This is a genomic window from Thauera sp., assembly GCF_047601425.1.
GTDB lineage: Bacteria > Pseudomonadota > Gammaproteobacteria > Burkholderiales > Rhodocyclaceae > Thauera.
In genome coordinates, this window is the sequence record NZ_JASGJL010000001.1 from 2,370,900 (window position 1) to 2,388,641 (window position 17,742).

Annotated in this window: 14 protein-coding genes; 8 read left to right on the forward strand and 6 right to left on the reverse strand. The window is 65.4% G+C overall.

The window, feature by feature from the left end:
- Positions 1-5 precede the first annotated feature (5 nt).
- From QM748_RS11560 to QM748_RS11575, 4 genes are all read left to right on the forward strand, one after another.
- Positions 6-713, forward strand: a complete 708-nt coding sequence (locus QM748_RS11560; RefSeq protein WP_415247108.1) for an ABC transporter ATP-binding protein — start codon at positions 6-8, stop codon at positions 711-713.
- Complete coding sequence (locus QM748_RS11565) at positions 710-1,918, forward strand: ABC transporter permease (protein WP_415247109.1); 1,209 nt, start codon at positions 710-712, stop codon at positions 1,916-1,918. Before QM748_RS11560 ends, QM748_RS11565 begins: the two co-directional genes overlap by 4 nt.
- Positions 1,919-1,934: 16 nt before the next feature.
- A complete protein-coding gene (locus QM748_RS11570) occupies positions 1,935-3,134 on the forward strand; it encodes an ABC transporter permease (protein ID WP_415247110.1) in 1,200 nt (399 codons plus the stop codon).
- Between the two features lie 397 nt (positions 3,135-3,531).
- On the forward strand, positions 3,532-3,771 hold the full coding sequence (locus QM748_RS11575; RefSeq protein WP_415247111.1) for a hypothetical protein: 240 nt from the start codon (positions 3,532-3,534) through the stop codon (positions 3,769-3,771).
- Between the two features lie 76 nt (positions 3,772-3,847).
- Here the strand turns inward: QM748_RS11575 and QM748_RS11580 are convergent, their stop codons facing one another.
- Positions 3,848-4,894 carry a pseudouridine synthase gene (locus QM748_RS11580; protein ID WP_415247112.1) on the reverse strand — a complete coding sequence of 349 codons (1,047 nt, stop codon included), beginning with the start codon at positions 4,892-4,894 and terminating at the stop codon, positions 3,848-3,850.
- A gap of 167 nt (positions 4,895-5,061) precedes the next feature.
- Here QM748_RS11580 and QM748_RS11585 point away from each other — a divergent pair, with 167 nt between their 5' ends.
- Positions 5,062-5,877 carry an IclR family transcriptional regulator gene (locus QM748_RS11585; protein WP_415247113.1) on the forward strand — a complete coding sequence of 272 codons (816 nt, stop codon included), beginning with the start codon at positions 5,062-5,064 and terminating at the stop codon, positions 5,875-5,877.
- 9 nt (positions 5,878-5,886) lie between these two features.
- Here the strand turns inward: QM748_RS11585 and QM748_RS11590 are convergent, their stop codons facing one another.
- From QM748_RS11590 to QM748_RS11600, 3 genes are all read right to left on the reverse strand, one after another.
- Positions 5,887-7,026, reverse strand: a complete 1,140-nt coding sequence (locus QM748_RS11590) for a serine hydrolase (RefSeq protein ID WP_415247114.1) — start codon at positions 7,024-7,026, stop codon at positions 5,887-5,889.
- 234 nt (positions 7,027-7,260) lie between these two features.
- The gene (locus QM748_RS11595) at positions 7,261-8,394 is read right to left on the reverse strand and encodes a patatin-like phospholipase family protein (RefSeq protein WP_415247115.1); all 1,134 of its coding nucleotides are present in this window, start codon (positions 8,392-8,394) and stop codon (positions 7,261-7,263) included.
- A gap of 67 nt (positions 8,395-8,461) precedes the next feature.
- Positions 8,462-10,735, reverse strand: a complete 2,274-nt coding sequence (locus tag QM748_RS11600; RefSeq protein WP_415247116.1) for an NADP-dependent malic enzyme — start codon at positions 10,733-10,735, stop codon at positions 8,462-8,464.
- Between the two features lie 413 nt (positions 10,736-11,148).
- Here QM748_RS11600 and QM748_RS11605 point away from each other — a divergent pair, with 413 nt between their 5' ends.
- Positions 11,149-13,008: a phosphoenolpyruvate carboxykinase (GTP) gene (locus QM748_RS11605; protein ID WP_415247117.1), complete on the forward strand. Its 1,860-nt coding sequence runs from the start codon at positions 11,149-11,151 to the stop codon at positions 13,006-13,008.
- 96 nt (positions 13,009-13,104) lie between these two features.
- Positions 13,105-14,274, forward strand: a complete 1,170-nt coding sequence (locus QM748_RS11610) for a pyridoxal phosphate-dependent aminotransferase (RefSeq protein WP_415247118.1) — start codon at positions 13,105-13,107, stop codon at positions 14,272-14,274.
- Between the two features lie 7 nt (positions 14,275-14,281).
- Here the strand turns inward: QM748_RS11610 and QM748_RS11615 are convergent, their stop codons facing one another.
- Both QM748_RS11615 and ampD read right to left on the reverse strand, forming a co-directional pair.
- Positions 14,282-15,115, reverse strand: a complete 834-nt coding sequence (locus tag QM748_RS11615) for a transglycosylase SLT domain-containing protein (protein ID WP_415248059.1) — start codon at positions 15,113-15,115, stop codon at positions 14,282-14,284.
- A 374-nt stretch (positions 15,116-15,489) separates the two neighbouring features.
- A complete protein-coding gene (gene ampD / locus QM748_RS11620; RefSeq protein ID WP_415247119.1) occupies positions 15,490-16,017 on the reverse strand; it encodes a 1,6-anhydro-N-acetylmuramyl-L-alanine amidase AmpD in 528 nt (175 codons plus the stop codon).
- 141 nt (positions 16,018-16,158) lie between these two features.
- Here ampD and QM748_RS11625 point away from each other — a divergent pair, with 141 nt between their 5' ends.
- Complete coding sequence (locus QM748_RS11625; protein ID WP_415247120.1) at positions 16,159-17,739, forward strand: acyl-CoA ligase (AMP-forming), exosortase A system-associated; 1,581 nt, start codon at positions 16,159-16,161, stop codon at positions 17,737-17,739.
- The last annotated feature ends 3 nt before the right edge of the window (positions 17,740-17,742 follow it).

The window sequence follows — 17,742 nt, forward strand, 5'->3', positions numbered from 1 at the left end:
ACGGCGTGGCGCAGATCGAACTGGAAGGCATCGAGCGCATCTTCCGGCTCGGCGACAGCGAGGTGCATGCGCTGAACGACGTGTCGTTGCGCATCGAGGCTGGAGAATACGTCGCGGTCATGGGGCCGTCAGGCTCGGGCAAATCCACCTTGCTGAACCTGCTCGGCCTGCTCGACCGCCCGAACAGCGGCCACTACCGTCTCGAAGGCCGCGACGTCACCACCTTGTCGGCCGATGAGCAGGCCGCGGTACGCAGCGCGCGCATCGGCTTCGTGTTCCAGAGCTTCCATCTGGTGCCGCGCCTGAGCGCCGCCGAGAACATCGCCCTGCCGCTGATGCTGGCGGGCATCCCCGCAACCGAGCGGGGCGCACGCGTGCAGCAGGCCTTGAAGGATTTCGGCCTCGAATCGCGCGCCCGCCACCGCCCGGACGAACTGTCCGGCGGTCAGCGCCAGCGCGTGGCGATCGCCCGTGCCACGATCATGCGCCCGGCCATGCTGCTGGCCGACGAACCCACCGGCAACCTCGACCGCGCCACCGGCCAGGAAGTCACGGCCCTGCTCGAAGCGCTGAATGCCGCCGGCACGACGCTGATCGTCGTCACGCACGACCCGGCGATGGGTGCACGCGCCCGCCGCCGCCTGCTGATGGAGGACGGCGCCATCCGCCAGGACTTGCGCAGCACGCCGGCAACGGCGGCAGGCGCGCGATGAGCCCAGCCGATACGCTGCGCTTCGCCACGCGTGCGGCACTCGGCTATCCGCAGCGCACCGCGCTGATGATGCTGGCGATGTCGATCGGCGTCGCCGCGGTGGTGATGCTGACTGCGCTCGGCGACGGCGCGCGGCGCTTCGTGGTGGAAGAATTCGCCGCGCTCGGCGCCAACCTGCTGATCGTGCTGCCCGGCCGCAGCGAAACCGGTGGGGTCAACCCGGGCAGCTTCGTCAGCAGCACGCCGCGCGACCTCACCACCGACGATGCCGCGTCACTGCTGCGGCTGCCGCAGGTGAAGCGCGTCGCGCCGCTGGCGATGGGCAGCGCCGAAATCTCCTTCGGCGGCCGGCTGCGCGAAGTCATGGTGCTCGGCACCAGCGCCGACTATCTCGACATCCGCGGCTTCGGCCTCGCCCGCGGGCAGTTCCTGCCGCGCGAGGACTTCCGCCGCGCTTCGGCGGTCGCCGTCATCGGCGAGACGATCCGCGCCGAGCTGTTCGGCAACCAGAACGCCATCGGCCGCATGATCCGCCTCGGCGACCGCCGCCTGCGCGTGGTCGGCGTCATGGGGCCGGCCGGCCGCGGCCTGGGCATGAACTCGGACGAACTGGTGCTGGTACCGGTCGCCACCGCGCAAGCGATGTTCGACACCAACTCGCTGTTCCGTATCATGATCGAAACGCGCGACCGCGATGCCCTGGCCTCCGCCCAGCGCGAGATCGAGAAGCTGCTGTTGAGCCGCCGCCAGGGCGAGCTCGATTTCACCGTCATCACCCAGGACGCGGTGCTGGGCACTTTCGACCGCATCCTCGGCGCACTGACCCTGGGCGTGGCCGGCATCGCCGCGATCAGCCTGGCGGTGGCAGGCATCCTGGTCATGAACGTGATGCTGGTCGCCGTGACCCAGCGCACCGGCGAGATCGGCTTGCTGAAAGCGCTGGGCGCCAGCGACCGCGCGATCCGCCTGGCCTTTCTGGCCGAAGCCGCGCTGCTGTCGCTGGCGGGCGCGCTGACCGGCTTCGTGCTCGGCCATGCCGGCGCCTGGGCAATCCGGCTCGCCTTCCCCACCCTGCCCGCCTGGCCGCCGGACTGGGCGGTGAGTGCCGCCCTCGGCACCGCGCTGACCACCGGCCTGCTGTTCGGCGTCATGCCGGCGCGCCGCGCCGCGGCGCTGGACCCGGTCCAGGCGCTGACGAAGCGATGAGCAGGCAGACGATGCCATGAGCTGGCGCGACCTCCTGCATCTGGCCTTGGGCTCCATCACCGCGCACCGCCTGCGCAGCATGCTGACGCTGGGCGGCATCGCGGTCGGCATCGCCGCGGTGATCCTGCTCACTTCGCTCGGCGAAGGCCTGCACCGCTTCGTGCTGCGGGAGTTCGGCCAGTTCGGCACCAACGTCATCGAGATCGCTCCAGGACGCGAAGGCGCGCGCGGCGGCCCACCGGGCCTGCCCTCGTCCGCGCGCGAACTGACGCTCGACGATGCCGCGGCACTCGCCCGCCTGCCGCACGTCACCCGCGTCTCGGGCAACCTCAGCGGCAACGCCGAAGTACGCGCGAATGGCCGCGTACGGCGCACCACGGTGATGGCGGTCGGCGCGAGCATGCAGGACATCTACGCCATGCGAGTACGCATCGGCCGCTTCCTGCCGCCGGACGACGGCGACAACGCGCGCGCCTTCGTCGTGCTTGGCGCCAAGCTGAAACGCGAGCTGTTCGACGCCGGCAATGCGCTCGGTGCGCGGGTGCAGATTGGCGACGAGCGCTACCGCATCATCGGCATCATGGAGGAAAAGGGCCAGTTCCTCGGCTTCGACCTCGACGACACCGCCTTCATCCCCACCGCGCGCGGCATGGCGCTGTTCAAGCGCGACGGCCTGATGGAGATCGGCCTCAGCTACGACGAGAACGTGCCGGCCGCGCGCGTGGTCGATCAGGTGAAGCGCAGCCTGATGGCACGCCATGGCCGCGAGGACTTCACCGTGCGCACCCAGGAAGACATGCTCGCCACGCTGTCGAACATCCTCGACATCCTCACCGCCGCGGTCGGCGCCCTGGGCGGCATCTCGCTGCTGGTGGGGGGCGTCGGCATCGTCACCATCATGACCATCGCCGTCACCGAGCGCACCAGTGAAATAGGTCTGCTGGTGGCGCTCGGCGCGCGCCGCCGCACGATCCTCGGTCTGTTCCTGGGTGAGGCAGTGGCGCTTTCCGCTGCCGGGGGCCTGATCGGCCTGGCCGCAGGCATGGGCCTCGCCCAATTGATCGGCCTGCTGCTTCCCGACCTGCCGGTCAGCACGCCCTGGGCCTTCGTCCTTGCGGCCGAAAGCATGGCGGTACTGATCGGCCTGCTGGCAGGCATTCTGCCCGCCAGCCGTGCCGCCCGCCTGAATCCCGTGGAGGCCTTGCGTGCCGAATGAACTCAAGGGTGCGTGCCATGCCCTGCTCTTCACCGCACTGCTGCTGGCAGGTTCCGCCAGCGCTGCACCAGCACCCTGGCATGCCTGGCGCAGCAAGCTGGACGGCCGGACGTTCTGCGCCCAAAGCTCACCGGGCCCCGGCTGGACACACGAGCGCGGCCCTTTCATCGACCCCCATTGCCGCAAGCCCGACCGGCCGGCAGACCCGCCACACCGGGTGATTATCCCGCCTGCATCTCCCTCGGTTGATCCAGGTCAAGCTTTGCCCAGATTGCCCGGCAAACCTGCCCCGACCCGCTAGACTGGAATCAAGGGCGCGCCGTGACGTATTTCACGCAACATTCAGGATGCTTCCGGAGCCGCAGCAAGCTTGACCAGCATAAAAAAGGAGACAGTCATGAGCATCCTCGATTCCCCGCTCGGTCGCTGTGAAACCATCCGTGAAATGGTCCTTCTCGACGAAACGCAACAGGAATGCGCATGCGAGCACGGCTGCCCGCCGGGCTGCGACTGCCCGCTGGCCGGCTGTTTCGCAGAAGTGAGCGGCCTGAGCACAGAACACGCAGCCGAACTCAAACACGCAAGTAATCGAGTGAGGCAGGCAAAGGCCCGGGCGCGCAAACTCCTCGCGGCCTGAGTAGACTGGTGCCGATTCATCTGCGGCCATCATCCCGATGGCCGCATTTCAGTTCAGCCCAGTCAGAACGCCAGCATCAAAAGGATTCGTCCTCGCGCAGATAGCGCCATTGCCCGAGCGGCAGATCGCCGAGCTTCACCTTGCCGATGCGCACGCGCTTGAGGCCCACGACCTGCAAGCCGACCAGTTCGCACATGCGGCGGATCTGGCGCTTTCGCCCTTCCCGCAACTGGAAGCGCAGCTGATCGTCGTTGATCCACTCGACTTTCGCCGGGCGCAGTCTGACACCATCCAGTTCCAGACCGTGATTCAGCAGGTCCAGGCCGTCTGCATCAAGCCGGCCTTCGACACGCACCAGATATTCCTTGTCCACCTTGGAATCGTCACCGATCAACTGTCGGGCGATGCGGCCGTCCTGCGTCAGCACCAGCAGACCGGTCGAATCGATGTCCAGCCGGCCGGCCGGAGCAAGGTTCTTGAGCTGGCTGGGATGAAAACGTTGTGCGGTGTCGCGGTCGAACTGGTTCGCCGCGCCTATCAGGCTCACCGCCGGCTCGTAGCCCGGCTCGGGCTGCCCTGACACATAGCCGACCGGTTTGTGCAGCAGGATCGTGACACGCTGGCGCTGGGCCCGGCTGGCCTCCGGCGCGAGATCGATGCGTACGCCGGGCTCGACGCGGATTCCCAGTTCGGAGACCCGCTTGCCGTCGACGAAGACCCAGCCGCGTTCGATGAACTCATCGGCCTCGCGACGCGAACAGATTCCGCGCTCGGCCATTATCTTGGACAGGCGCACGCCCTGGGGCGAAGGCCCGCTTTCGCGTTGCTGGGCAGCCCGCGCTGCCGAAGCGCGTTCCCGGCCTTCCGGCCCGGTGTCGGTGCGCAGCTTCCTTTCGGCCGAAACCGGACGGGAGGATGGGCCGCCAGCGGCCTTGCCGCGTCCCCCGGCCCGCCCCGCTCCGTCACCCGGCGCCTTGGGCCAGGCAGGCTTACCGGCAGCCGGCGGTTTCTCAGGCTTGCGCTCGTCGCCATCGGCGGCTTCGGCCGTGCGCGGGCGCAGCTTGAGCGTACCGCTGATCTGCGAAGGCGCAGGCTTGGGAGGGGTTCGGCGAATGGTGTTCAAGACGGCTCCCGATTGAAGGGCGAGGAGGAGAAGGCGGCATTATCGCCCACAATCGGAACGGCACACGTTCCATGGAATCGGCGCTTCATTTCATTAGGCGAAATCAGGGCGGACGAGTAAGATTCGGACTCCTGCCAATCCATCGAATGCTCATATAGAGCACCGCCGTGTCCACCAAGAAGATCGACTCCGCTCCCGCCGCCACCGAAGGCAAGAATTCCATCCAGGTCATCGAGCGCATGATGAAGCTGCTGGACGTCCTGGCCCAGCATGCCGACCCCGTTCCACTCAAGCAGCTCGCCCTGGAAACCGGCCTCCATCCTTCGACGGCCCATCGCATTCTTGGCGCGATGACCCACAGCGGATTCGTCAACCGCACGGATGCCGGCATCTACCGCCTGGGCATCCGCCTGCTGGAACTGGGCAGCCTGGTGAAGTCGCGCATTTCGCTGCGCGACACCGCCATGCCGATGATGCTGAAGCTGCATGCGACGACGGGGGAAAGCGTGAACCTCGGCATCCGCGCAGGTGACGAGATCGTCTACGTGGATCGGACCTCGAGCGGTCGTTCTTCAGTGCGTGTGGTACACATCGTCGGTGCCCGCGCACCCCTGCACACGACGGCAACCGGCAAGCTGTTCCTGGTCGAGGACGGCCCCGAATGCATCCGGGAATATGCTCGACGCACCGGACTGCCGCCCTCGACACCGGCCTCCATCACCACCTTGCCGGCACTCGAGAAGGAACTCGATCGTGTCCGCCGCCATGGCGTGGGTTTCGATCTGGATGAAGTCGAAGCCGGCGTGCGCTGCATTGCTGCCGGCATCCGCAACGACAGCGGCGAACTGATTGCGGGTCTGTCGCTCTCCACCCCATCGGAACGCTTCAACCCCGACTGGGCGCCGCTGGTGCGTGAAACCGCAGACGAAATCTCGCATGCCCTGGGCTACGGCGCCGCACGCGCTGCCCGGGAATATCGCTGAGGCCGAAGATCAGCCTTCGCGGCGGACCGGCGCCACAGCCACGCGCGGTGCGCCATCCACCTGCTCCAGCCACTTGCGCACACGCTTGGCATCCGCCGTGCGGGTGTAGAGGCCGTTGGAGTCCATCAGCACCATCACCACCGGCTGGTCATGCAGCCAGGTCTGCATGACCAGGCAGCGGCCCGCTTCGGAGATGTAGCCGGTCTTGGACACGCTGATCGACCACTCGGGGCTCTTGACCAGGCCATTGGTGTTACCGAAGCGGGTCATCTGGCCACGAACATCGACGTAACGCTCGGACGAGGTCGAAAACTCCCGGATCAGCGGATAGGACGCCGACGCCGACACCATCTTGGCCAGATCCCGGGGGCTGGAGACGTTGGCCGGATTCAGCCCCGTGCTGTCGTGGAAGCGGGTATTCCAGAGTCCGAGCAGGCGCGCCTTGACGTTCATCGCCTCTACGAAGGCCTTCTCGCCGCCCGGATAGTGGCGTGCGAGTGCCGAAGCAGCACGATTTTCGGAGGACATCAGCGCAAGGTGCAGCATTTCCTCGCGTGTCAGCGTGGTGCCGATGGCCAGCCGCGAACCCGTTCCCTTGAGCAGGTCGATGTCGGCGCTGGAAATCGTCATCGGCTCGGACAGGCTTTGGCCGGCATCGAGTACGACCATCGCGGTCATCAGCTTGGTGATCGAGGCAATTGGCAGCACCATGGCAGCATTGCGCTCGAGCAGCACTTCACCATTGTTCGGATTGACGACGTAAAAGGCACTGGAGCCCAGGAGCGGCAAGCCGTTGGCGTCCAGCGCCAGTGCAACCTCGTCCGCGGCGGTCGCTGCCGCGGCAGCGGCCGCCGCGGTTGCAGGCACCATGCGCATCGAAACCCGCTGGGTATTCCTGGCCGGGGCAGCCTTGCTCCTGGCATTGCGTGCCGTCTTGCCGGCAGACGGCTTCACCGCAGCCTTCTTCTTCGGCGCAACGGTCTTCGCGGCGGGTTTCGTCGCCACGGGCTTCTTGGCAACGGGTTTCTTCGGCACGACCTTGGCACTGGTTCGCGCGGGCTTGCTGGCAGCAGCCTCGGCAAGATTCGAAACCGGTTGCAACATGAACAGGCCGATCACAGCGGCGGCAAGCAGGGAACGTGGTTTCATGGCAGGACGTGCAGCAGGAGATTACATTCCTTGAATCTGCAGTAAAAATAATCAGATAACAAGGCTATTTGAAGCAAATTCGCAGACAGGTGCGAATTGTCACACGAACAAAGTCGCATGGCATCGCCTGATACAAAAAATGCCGCTATGCTGAGCCGTTGCACGAAACCGTGGCTTCAGTTTCACACAGCCGGCGCATTCCACTCCATGCAACCCGATGCTCCACCGGCGGAGCTACAGGCGAAGGAAGTCGCTCACTTCACCACGCCGCGCCATCGCATCCTCGTACCCCAGTTCGATCAGGGCGCTGGTGAATGCTGGCTCGAACAGCAGGTAGGACAGCAGCGCCGAGCCCTCGCTGCGCATTGCTCCCAGGCTGCGCAGCACGGTTCGCAGCACGCGTGGCAGGGCCTGGCGGTGCCGGCCGGCGATGGCGTCGAGCCGCCGCGAAGGCAGCATCACCAGCGTCTCGATATGCTTCAGGCCTGCCGAGGCGCGCCGTTCTTCGGCGGTCATCACGGCCAGGCTTCTGTTGATCCGGTCGAGCCGCTCCAGATCGACCGCAAGCGTATCGAGAAAGATGCTCGACATCGCGTGCCCGGCGATCTGGGCCGGTGAGGGATAGCCCTTTGTTCGCTGGCGCACCTCCTCGGCGAGACGCCCCGCGCCAATCACCATGATGCGATCTGCTCCGAGGTGAATGGCCGGGCTGACCGGCGCCAGCTGGCGCATCGAGCCGTCACCGAAGAATTCGCGATGGATATGTACTGCCGGGAAAACGAAGGGCAGCGCACTGCTGGCCATGAGGTGGTCAAGGCCGATACGGGTCCGCACGCCCACGCGATGGGTACGCCGCCATGACTGGATGTCGGGTGCTGCTTCGAAGAAGGCCAGACTCTCACCCGACGAGTAACCGGAAGCCGTGATGCTCAGCGCACGCAGATGTCCACGCTCGATGGCACGGCCGATCTCGGCAAAATCCAGCACCCGGGTCAGCAAGTCTCCCAAGGGCGAGTTGTCGAGCAAGGAACGGGGAGTCTGGCGCACAGCCCATCCGGTCGTCAGTGCCAACCCCCAGCGCCCGATGCTGCCGAGCACGGCAGGCGCGTCAGCGCGATAGATCTGGTCAACATGCAGGTTGCGCCAGAGATATTCGAGCTGCGAGACCGCATGATTGAAGCTTCGCGAGGAGACGGCCAGCGCGACAGCGTTGATCGCCCCCGCCGAGGTACCGCACAGGATGGGAAAGGGATTCCCCGAGCGGCGGCCACGCAATTCACGGACGGCAGCCAGCACGCCGACCTGATAAGCGGCGCGCGCGCCGCCGCCCGTCAGAACCAGGGCAGTCTGAGGCCTCCCTGCCGTCATCGTTCATCGTGTCCACGCATTGCCATGCGCGGAGGATGAACGATGGACACGGACGGCAGCAAGCGCATCAGTCCCTCTGGCCTGCCTCGACGACCGTCAACGCGGTCATGTTGATGATGCGCCGGACAGTGGCCGAAGGCGTCAGGATATGGACCGGCTTGGATGCACCCAGCAGGATCGGCCCCACGGTCATGCCCTCACCCGCCGCGTTCTTGAGCAGGTTGAAGGCGATGTTGGCCGCATCCAGCGTCGGGAAGATCAGCAGGTTGGCATCCTCGCGCATCTTGGCATTGGGGAAGATCTGCAGGCGGTGCCTGGCGTCCAGCGCCGAATCGCCATGCATTTCGCCCTCGACGGCAAGATCGGAATGCTGCTGGTGCAGCATGCGCAACGCACTGCGCATCTTCTCCGCCGTCGGCGAATCGGCCGAGCCGAAGGACGAATGGGACAGCAGCGCCACCCGGGGCTCGATGCCGAAGCGCTTCATCTCCTCCGCCGCCAGCAGCGTCATCTCGACGATCTGCTCCGAGGTCGGGTCGTAATTGACATAGGTGTCGGCCAGGAACAGGGTCCGCCCCGGCAGGCTGAGCAGGTTGACCGTATAGAGGTGATCGACACCTTCGCGACGGCCCAGCACGGACTCGACGAACTCGCGGTGCAGGCGGTGCATGCCGTAGGTGCCGCAGATCAGCCCGTCGCCATAGCCGAACTTGAGCAGCAGCGTGCCGATCAGCGTCGTGCGGCGGCGGACTTCCTTCTTGGCGTACTCCACCGACACCCCGTGACGCTCCATCAGCTCGTGGTAGTGCTGCCACAACTGGTTGAAGCGGGGATCCGAGTCGGGGTTGACCAGTTCATAGTCGCGGTCGGCCAGCATGCGCAGGCCGAAACGCTCGATGTTGCCCTTCACGACCTCGGGACGGCCGATCAGGATCGGGCGCGCCAGGCCTTCGTCGACCACCTGTTGCACCGCGCGCAGCACTTTCTCGGACTCGCCTTCGGCGAAGATGATGCGCTTCGGATTCGCACGCGCGGCGGCGAACACCGGCTTCATGATCAGGCCGGACTGCCAGACGAAGTTGTTGAGCTGGGCACGGTAGGCATCCCAGTCGGTGATCGGGCGCGTCGCCACGCCCGAGGTCACCGCAGCCTCGGCCACCGCAGGCGCGATCTTGACGATCAGGCGCGGGTCGAAGGGACGCGGGATGATGTATTCAGGGCCGAAGCCGCCAACCTTCTCGCCGTAGGCAGCCGCGACGATGTCGCTCTGCTCGACGCGCGCCAGTTCGGCAATTGCCTTCACCGCGGCAAGCTGCATCTCGTCGGAGATCGTGGTGGCGCCGACGTCGAGCGCACCGCGGAAGATGAAGGGGAAGCACAGCACGTTGTTGACCTGGTTCGGATAGTCCGAACGGCCGGTGGCGATCAGGGCATCGTCGCGCACTGCCTTGACCTGTTCCGGGAGAATCTCGGGCGTCGGGTTGGCGAGCGCGAGGATCATCGGCCGCGGCGCCATCTTCACCACCATCTCCGGCTTCAGCACGCCGCCAGCCGACAGGCCGAGAAAGACATCGGCGCCGTCGATGATCTCGCCCAGCGTGCGGGCGTCGGTCTTCTTGGCATAGCGGGCCTTGATCGGATCCATCAGCGTTGTACGGCCTTCATAGACCACACCCTCGATGTCGGAGACCCAGATGTTCTCGACCGGCACGCCGAGCTTTTCGAGCAGGCCCAGGCAGGCCAGCGCCGCTGCGCCCGCGCCGGAGGTCACCACCTTGACCTGGTTCAGCGCCTTGCCCTGCAGGTGCAGGCCGTTGAGGACGGCAGCACCGACCACGATCGCGGTACCGTGCTGGTCGTCGTGGAAGACCGGAATCTTCATGCGCTCGCGCAGCTTCTTCTCGATGTAGAAGCACTCCGGCGCCTTGATGTCTTCCAGGTTGATGCCGCCGAAGGTCGGCTCGAGCGCGGCGATCATGTCGATCAGCTTGTCGGCGTCGGGCTCGTCGATCTCGAGGTCGAAGACATCGATACCGGCGAATTTCTTGAACAGCACGCCCTTGCCTTCCATGACCGGCTTGGAGGCCAGCGGACCGATGTTGCCCAGGCCCAGTACCGCCGTGCCGTTGGTGACGACACCGATCAGGTTCGAGCGCGCGGTGAGTTCGGCTGCCTGGCCCGGATCCTCGACGATCGCGTCGCAGGCCGCCGCCACCCCAGGCGAATAGGCCAGCGACAGGTCCCGCTGGTTGGACAGCACCTTGGTCGGCGTCACCGAGATCTTGCCCGGACGCGGATAGCGGTGGTAGTCGAGGGCGGCAGTGCGAATCAGCTCATCCATGGTCTCTTTCCTGTCTCTTCATCGGTGTGAGGGGTGCGGCACGCGCCACCGGCCGCTCCGACGACAGAGCAGGCCGGACAGGCCCTTGCGCGACCGCGTGCAGAATACCGCGAACAGCATGCTCTCGCATTACGAAAAGCTGATCTGCAATATGAAAGCATGTCGAATACGCATGTTGCGGCGCTCGGCGTAATCATAGAGCCCCTGCCACATTCCATCCATTGCACAGCGCGCGACGTGGCATAATTATGGGCTTTCGCTGGTCGCAATCTTCCGCCTTCGGGCAGATTGCGGCCGGACACCGGGTGCTGCAGTCAGGCACTCACGCAGCCCGCCGGCCAGGCAGCAGACCGCCTCGACGATGGCCGACCGACGGGAATGGTTTCGCATCACAGCACGGGAGAGCTGTACACATGTCTCAGAACCACGCCCAGGCGGCCATTGCCGCTGCCCCCGAATACGTTCGCCACGAAGGCCTCAAGAAGTGGGTCGGCGAAATCGCCGCGCTCACCGAACCCGATCAGGTGGTCTGGTGCGACGGCTCGCAGGAAGAATACGACCGCCTGTGCGCCGAAATGGTCGAATCCGGCATGCTGATCAAGCTCAACCCGGAAAAGCGCAAGAACTCCTACCTCGCCTGGTCCGACCCCTCCGACGTCGCCCGCGTCGAAGACCGCACCTTCATCTGCTCCAAGGACAAGGTCGACGCCGGCCCCACCAACAACTGGGAAGACCCCGCAGTCATGCGCGGCACCCTGAACGATCTGTTCAAGGGCTCGATGCACGGCCGCACGATGTATGTGATCCCGTTCTCGATGGGCCCGCTCGGCAGCCCGATCGCCCACATCGGCGTCGAAATCTCCGACAGCCCCTATGTCGTCACCAACATGCGCACGATGACCCGCATGGGCAAGGGCGCCATCGAAGTGCTCGGCGCCGACGGCGAATTCGTGCCCTGCGTGCATTCCGTCGGCGCGCCGCTGGCACAGGGCGAGCAGGACAGCCGCTGGCCGTGCAACCCCACCACCAAGTACATCGTGCATTTCCCCGAAACGCGCGAAATCTGGTCCTACGGCTCGGGCTACGGCGGCAACGCGCTGCTGGGCAAGAAGTGCTTCGCGTTGCGCATCGCCTCGACCATGGCGCGTGACGAAGGCTGGCTGGCCGAACACATGCTGATCCTCGGCGTCGAATCGCCCGAAGGCGAGAAGAGCTACGTCGCCGCCGCCTTCCCGTCGGCCTGCGGCAAGACCAACTTCGCCATGCTGATCCCGCCGAAGAGCTTCGACGGCTGGAAGATCACCACCGTGGGCGACGACATCGCCTGGATCAAGCCGCGCAAGGAAGCCGACGGCAGCACCCGCTTCTACGCCATCAACCCCGAGTCGGGCTTCTTCGGCGTCGCTCCCGGCACCTCCGAGAAGACCAACTTCAACGCCATGGCGACGCTGAAGGAAAACATCATCTTCACCAACGTCGCCCTGACCGACGACGGCGACGTGTGGTGGGAAGGCATGAGCAAGGAAGCACCCGCCCACCTGCTCGACTGGCAGGGCAAGGACTGGACGCCCGAGATCGCCAAGGAAACCGGCCGCAAGGCGGCACACCCCAACGCCCGCTTCACCGCCCCGGCCGGCCAGTGCCCGTCGATCGACGCAGCCTGGGAAGAACCCGCCGGCGTGCCGATCTCGGCCTTCATCTTCGGCGGCCGCCGCGCCACCACGGTGCCGCTGGTGTATCAGGCCTTCAACTGGAACTTCGGCGTCTACATGGCCTCGACGCTGGGCTCGGAAACCACCGCCGCCGCCTTCGGCGCGCAAGGCGTGGTGCGCCGCGACCCGTTCGCGATGCTGCCCTTCTGCGGCTACCACATGGGCGACTACTTCAACCACTGGCTGCGCATGGGCCACGTCGTCGAGGACACGCCGAAGATCTTCTGCGTGAACTGGTTCCGCATGAACGAGAAGGGCGAGTTCATGTGGCCCGGCTTCGGCGACAACATGCGCGTGCTGAAGTGGATCATCGACCGCTGCAAGGGCCGCATCTCCGCCAAGGAAACCGCGCTGGGCTGGATGCCGCGCTTCGAGGACCTCGACTGGACCGGCACCGAGATCAGCCGTGGGGAGTTCGAAGCCCTGACCGAGGTCGATGCCGAAGCCTGGCGTGCCGAACTGGACTCCCACAAGGAGTGGTTCGACAAGCTGCAGGACCGTCTGCCGCGTCAACTGGTGCTGAAGCGCGAGCTGTTCGAGCTGGCGCTGAACGCCGACTGAGCGTCGCCCGGCTCCACGACGAAAAAGCGCCGCTGGTCGGCGCTTTTTCGCTTTCTGGAAGGACTCTCCCCTCTCCTCCATCAGGACGATCACGCCATGCACCACGCCACCCGCCTCGACGACATCCAGCCTTTCCACGTCATGGAGCTGTTGCGCCGCGCGCGCGAACTGGAGGCGCAAGGCCGCGACATCATCCACATGGAAGTCGGCGAACCGGATTTCCCGACGCCGCAGCCGATCGTCGACGCCGCGATGCGTTTCATCGCCAGCGGCGGAGTACGTTACACCGCCGGCCTGGGCCTGCCCGCGCTGCGCGAGGCCATCGCCCGCTTCTACCTGGATCGTTTCAGTGCCGACGTCGCACCCGAGCGCATCATCGTCACCACCGGCGCCTCGGGTGCGCTGATGCTGGCGCTGGCAGCGACAACCGAACCAGGAGACGAATGGCTGCTGCCCGATCCAGGCTACCCGTCCAACCGCCATCTGGTGCGCAGTTTCGAAGGCCGGGCACGGGGATTGCCAGTGGATGCCGCCAGCCGCTACCAGCCGACCCCGGCGCAGGTCGAAGCGGCATGGAGCAGCAACTGCCGCGGCCTGATGGTGGCAACGCCTTCGAACCCCACCGGCACCCTGCTGGATATCGACGAAATCGCCGCGCTGCACGCCGCCACGCACGCGCGCAGTGGCGTGCTGATCGTCGACGAGATCTACCAGGGCCTCAGCTACGGCGTGGAGGCCGCGACCGCCCTCGCCGATCCGGTACTGAATGCGGCCGACGACATGTTCGTGGTCAACAGTTTTTCGAAGTACTTCGGCATGACGGGTTGGCGGCTGGGCTGGCTGGTGGCGCCGGCGGATGTCGTGCGCGACATCGAGAAACTCGCGCAGCATTTCTTCATCGCGCCATCGACACCGGCGCAGCATGCGGCGCTGGCGGCCTTCCGTCCGGAGGCGCTCGAGATTCTGGAAACACGCCGGCACGAATTCGGCGAACGGCGCGACACCTTGCTTCCAGCGCTACGCAGTCTCGGCTTCACGGTAGCCACGGAGCCGCAAGGGGCGTTCTACATTTACGCCGATGTGTCGAAGCTGGCGGACGACTCCGAAGCGCTTGCCCGCCGCCTGATCGAGGAGGCTGGCATCGCTGCCACGCCAGGCCTGGATTTCGGCCATCACCTGCCGCGCCGCCACCTGCGCATTGCATACACGACGCGGCGCGAACGCCTGCTGGAAGCCGCCGAGCGCATCGCCCGGCTCAAGCTGTAGACCGCCTTCAGCCGGCGGACGGAGGCGTTTCGTTCCGGACCACGGTCTCCCGGCCCGAAGCTGCCACCAGGCGCTTCTTGATTGCCATGACCTTGCGCGTATAGCGCGCATTCGGATCCTTCAGCGAGCCATTGTAGTACTGCAGGGCACGCTGCAAAGTGCCGTAGCGCTGCAACCCCTCCTGCAGCACCAGGGTGCCTACGCGCACGTTCAGGCCTGGGTCGAACAGTGCGTACTTGCCGCGTCCCTGCCCGATCTTGTCCTGGTGATAACGCGGGATGACCTGCATCAGGCCCTGCGCCCCCATGTTGCTGACCGCGCGCGGATTGAAGCTGGACTCTACCGCCATGATGGCAACGATCAGCAAGGGGTCGAAACCATGCTGCTCGGCCGACTCTTCGGCCGCCGCCAGCGCCGGCTCGATCACCTCGCCAGGCACCCGATAGGTATCGGTGATCCAGTCGCGCACACGAAGCATTTCAGGCGACAACCCGTCGTCTCCGGGCTCAAGCGCAAAGGCAGGCATGCGGAGCGACGCAAGCGCCGACGACGGCTTTTGATCGACGCGTACAGACAAGCCCTGGACAGGCTTGTGCGGCACGACCAGCATCGGCTGAGCGCGGTGCGCATCGGCCAGCGCCATCGCCGCTTCGCCCACCGTCGGCCCCGCCTTGCCCTGCACGCGCAGGTCGGCATAACCGATCGCCGGACGGCTACCGCCGTCCTGGCCCAGGTAGGCCATGCCCGCAAGGCCAAAGAAAAGAACGGCACCGTGCGCAATACAGAACGCGGCCCCGCTCGCCTGACGCGCGAGCGCGTTGATTCGAGTTGCGTGTTTCATGGTGTCCTCCATGCTGTGGCCTGAGCTGCTGCGCAGGATTGCCGTGGTGGGCATCCAGAGCCCGCGCCTGATTCGCGCAAGCCATCCCGGAGTGGCGGATCAGCCACTCCTGAGTGCAGTCACACTCGGTCGCCAGTAGGTGTTCAAGCCCGCCGCCGCAACCAGACAGCGGACCCCGCGGTGCGTGCGTCCATGAAACTGCGTCTCCCCTGGAGGAAGGCGCCGCACCGAGATCGGTTCGAAAATAAAATTGCTGCAAAGCAACAGGTGACAGATTTTATTGTCGCCAAAACATTTTGTCAAAACTTGACACCTGCATCGCGCGCCCATGCTTGACACATCAGCGGAACTGATGCGCCCAAGAACAGCTACGCCTAGCCCTTCGCTGCGTGAATGCACCGCTCCAGAAGCGCCCAGTCGAAGCACGGTCCTGGATCGGTCTTTCGCCCTGGAGCGATGTCGGCATGCCCCACGATCCCCTCGATCGGGTAGCGCTGCTTCAGCTCGACAATCAGTTCGGCCAGACGCCAATACTGCACATCTTCGAATGGCAGCGAATCGCAGCCCTCCAGTTCGATCCCGATCGAGAAATCGTTGCAGCGTTCACGGCCGTTCCAGCTCGAAATCCCTGCATGCCAAGCCCGCAGATCCGGCTCGACGAAACGAATCACCTTGCCGTTGCGGCGAATGAAATAATGAGCCGATACCCGAAGATGATGGATAGACGCATAGTAGGGATGCTCGTCCGGGTCGAGCGTGTTGGTGAACAACTGCGCCACTCCCGGTCCTCCGAACTGGTCCGGCGGCAGACTGATCGCGTGCACGACGATGAGACGCACCGCCTCCCCTTCAGGGCGCGCATCAAAGTTTGGTGAGGGCAGGTAAAGGTTCACGATGCTCACGGCAATCCTGGTCGACAATGGCGAAGCGACGTTAACAGCAAATTCCCGAACGCGCCAAGGTGGTCAATGCGTTGTGCCTGACATGCCGAGGCGCTAACCTAATGTGTTGCGCAATTTCCCAGTCTGCCCGAACGATCTGACATGAACCACACTCACCTGTTGCACCAGCTCATCCTCGCCTCAGCCCAACGCGACGCCGAAGCTCCTGCGCTCAGCTTCGGCGCCGAACACCGCAGCTATGGGCAGCTCGCGGCCGACATCCAGGCCTTCGCCTCGGGCCTGCGCCAGTTGGGCCTTGAGCGTAGCGAACGCGTCGGCATTTATCTGGACAAGCGCATCGAGACCGTTGTCGGCATGTTCGGCGCCGCCGCCGCGGGTGGGGTGTTCGTACCGGTGAATCCCGTTCTGAAAGCCGAGCAGATCGGCTACATCCTGCAGGACTGCAATGTCCGCGTGCTGCTGACCACGCCCGAACGTTTCACGGCCCTGGTCGGCGCGCTCGGTACCTGCCACGACCTGCGCCACGTCGTGCTGACCGGCACCCCCACGGAGCTGCCTTCCCTCCCTGGCGCCTCGGTACACCGCCTGAGTGATCTCCTTGCCGCCCCCGCGACGCCCGGCCATCGCATCATCGACGCCGACATGGCCGCCATCCTTTACACCTCGGGCAGCACCGGCCGGCCCAAGGGCGTCGTTCTGTCCCATCGGAATATGGTTGCGGGTGCCAAGAGCGTCGCCCAGTACCTCGAAAACCGCGCCAGCGATACCTTGCTGGCTGCCCTGCCGCTATCCTTCGACGCCGGTTTCTCGCAGTTGAGCACCGCCTTCCACAGCGGGGCACGCGTGGTGCTGCTCAACTACCTGCTGCCGCGCGACGTGTTGAAGGCAGCGGAAAAGGAAAAAGTCACCGGCCTCACCGCCGTTCCGCCGCTGTGGATACAGCTTTCGCAGCTGCAATGGCCGGACACCATCACCGAGCACCTGCGCTACATCGCCAACACCGGCGGACGCATGCCGCTGGAGACGCTGACCAGGCTGCGCGGCATGCTGCCGAAGACCAAACCTTTCCTGATGTACGGCCTCACCGAAGCCTTCCGCGCCACCTACCTGCCCCCCGAGGAAGCCGACCGCCGGCCCGACTCCATCGGCAAGGCCATCCCGAATGCCGATGTGGTCGTATTGCGCGAGGATGGCAGCGAATGCGCACCCAACGAGCCGGGCGAACTCGTCCAGCGCGGCGCGCTGGTGGCAATGGGCTACTGGAACGACCCGGAGAAGACCGCCGAGCGCTTCAAACCGCTGCCGAGCCATGCGCCAGGCCGCCAGAGTGGCCTGGTATTGCCGGAGCTGGCGGTGTTTTCGGGCGACACCGTGCGCCGGGACGAGGAAGGCTTCCTGTACTTCATCGGTCGCCGCGACGAGATGATCAAGACCTCCGGCTACCGCGTCAGCCCCACCGAAGTCGAGGAAATCCTCTACGCCACCAAACTGGTTGGCGAATGCGCTGCGTTCGGCGTCGAACACGACACGCTTGGCCAGAGCATCACCGTCATCGCCACCGCTCCGCAAGGCGGCACCCTCGACACCGCAGCGTTGCTCGCGGAATGCCGTCAGCACATGCCAGCCTACATGGTTCCGCACCGCATCGAGGTCCGTGATGGGCCACTGCCACGCAACCCCAACGGCAAGATCGACCGCAAGACCTTGTCCAGCGAAGTCTGAAAC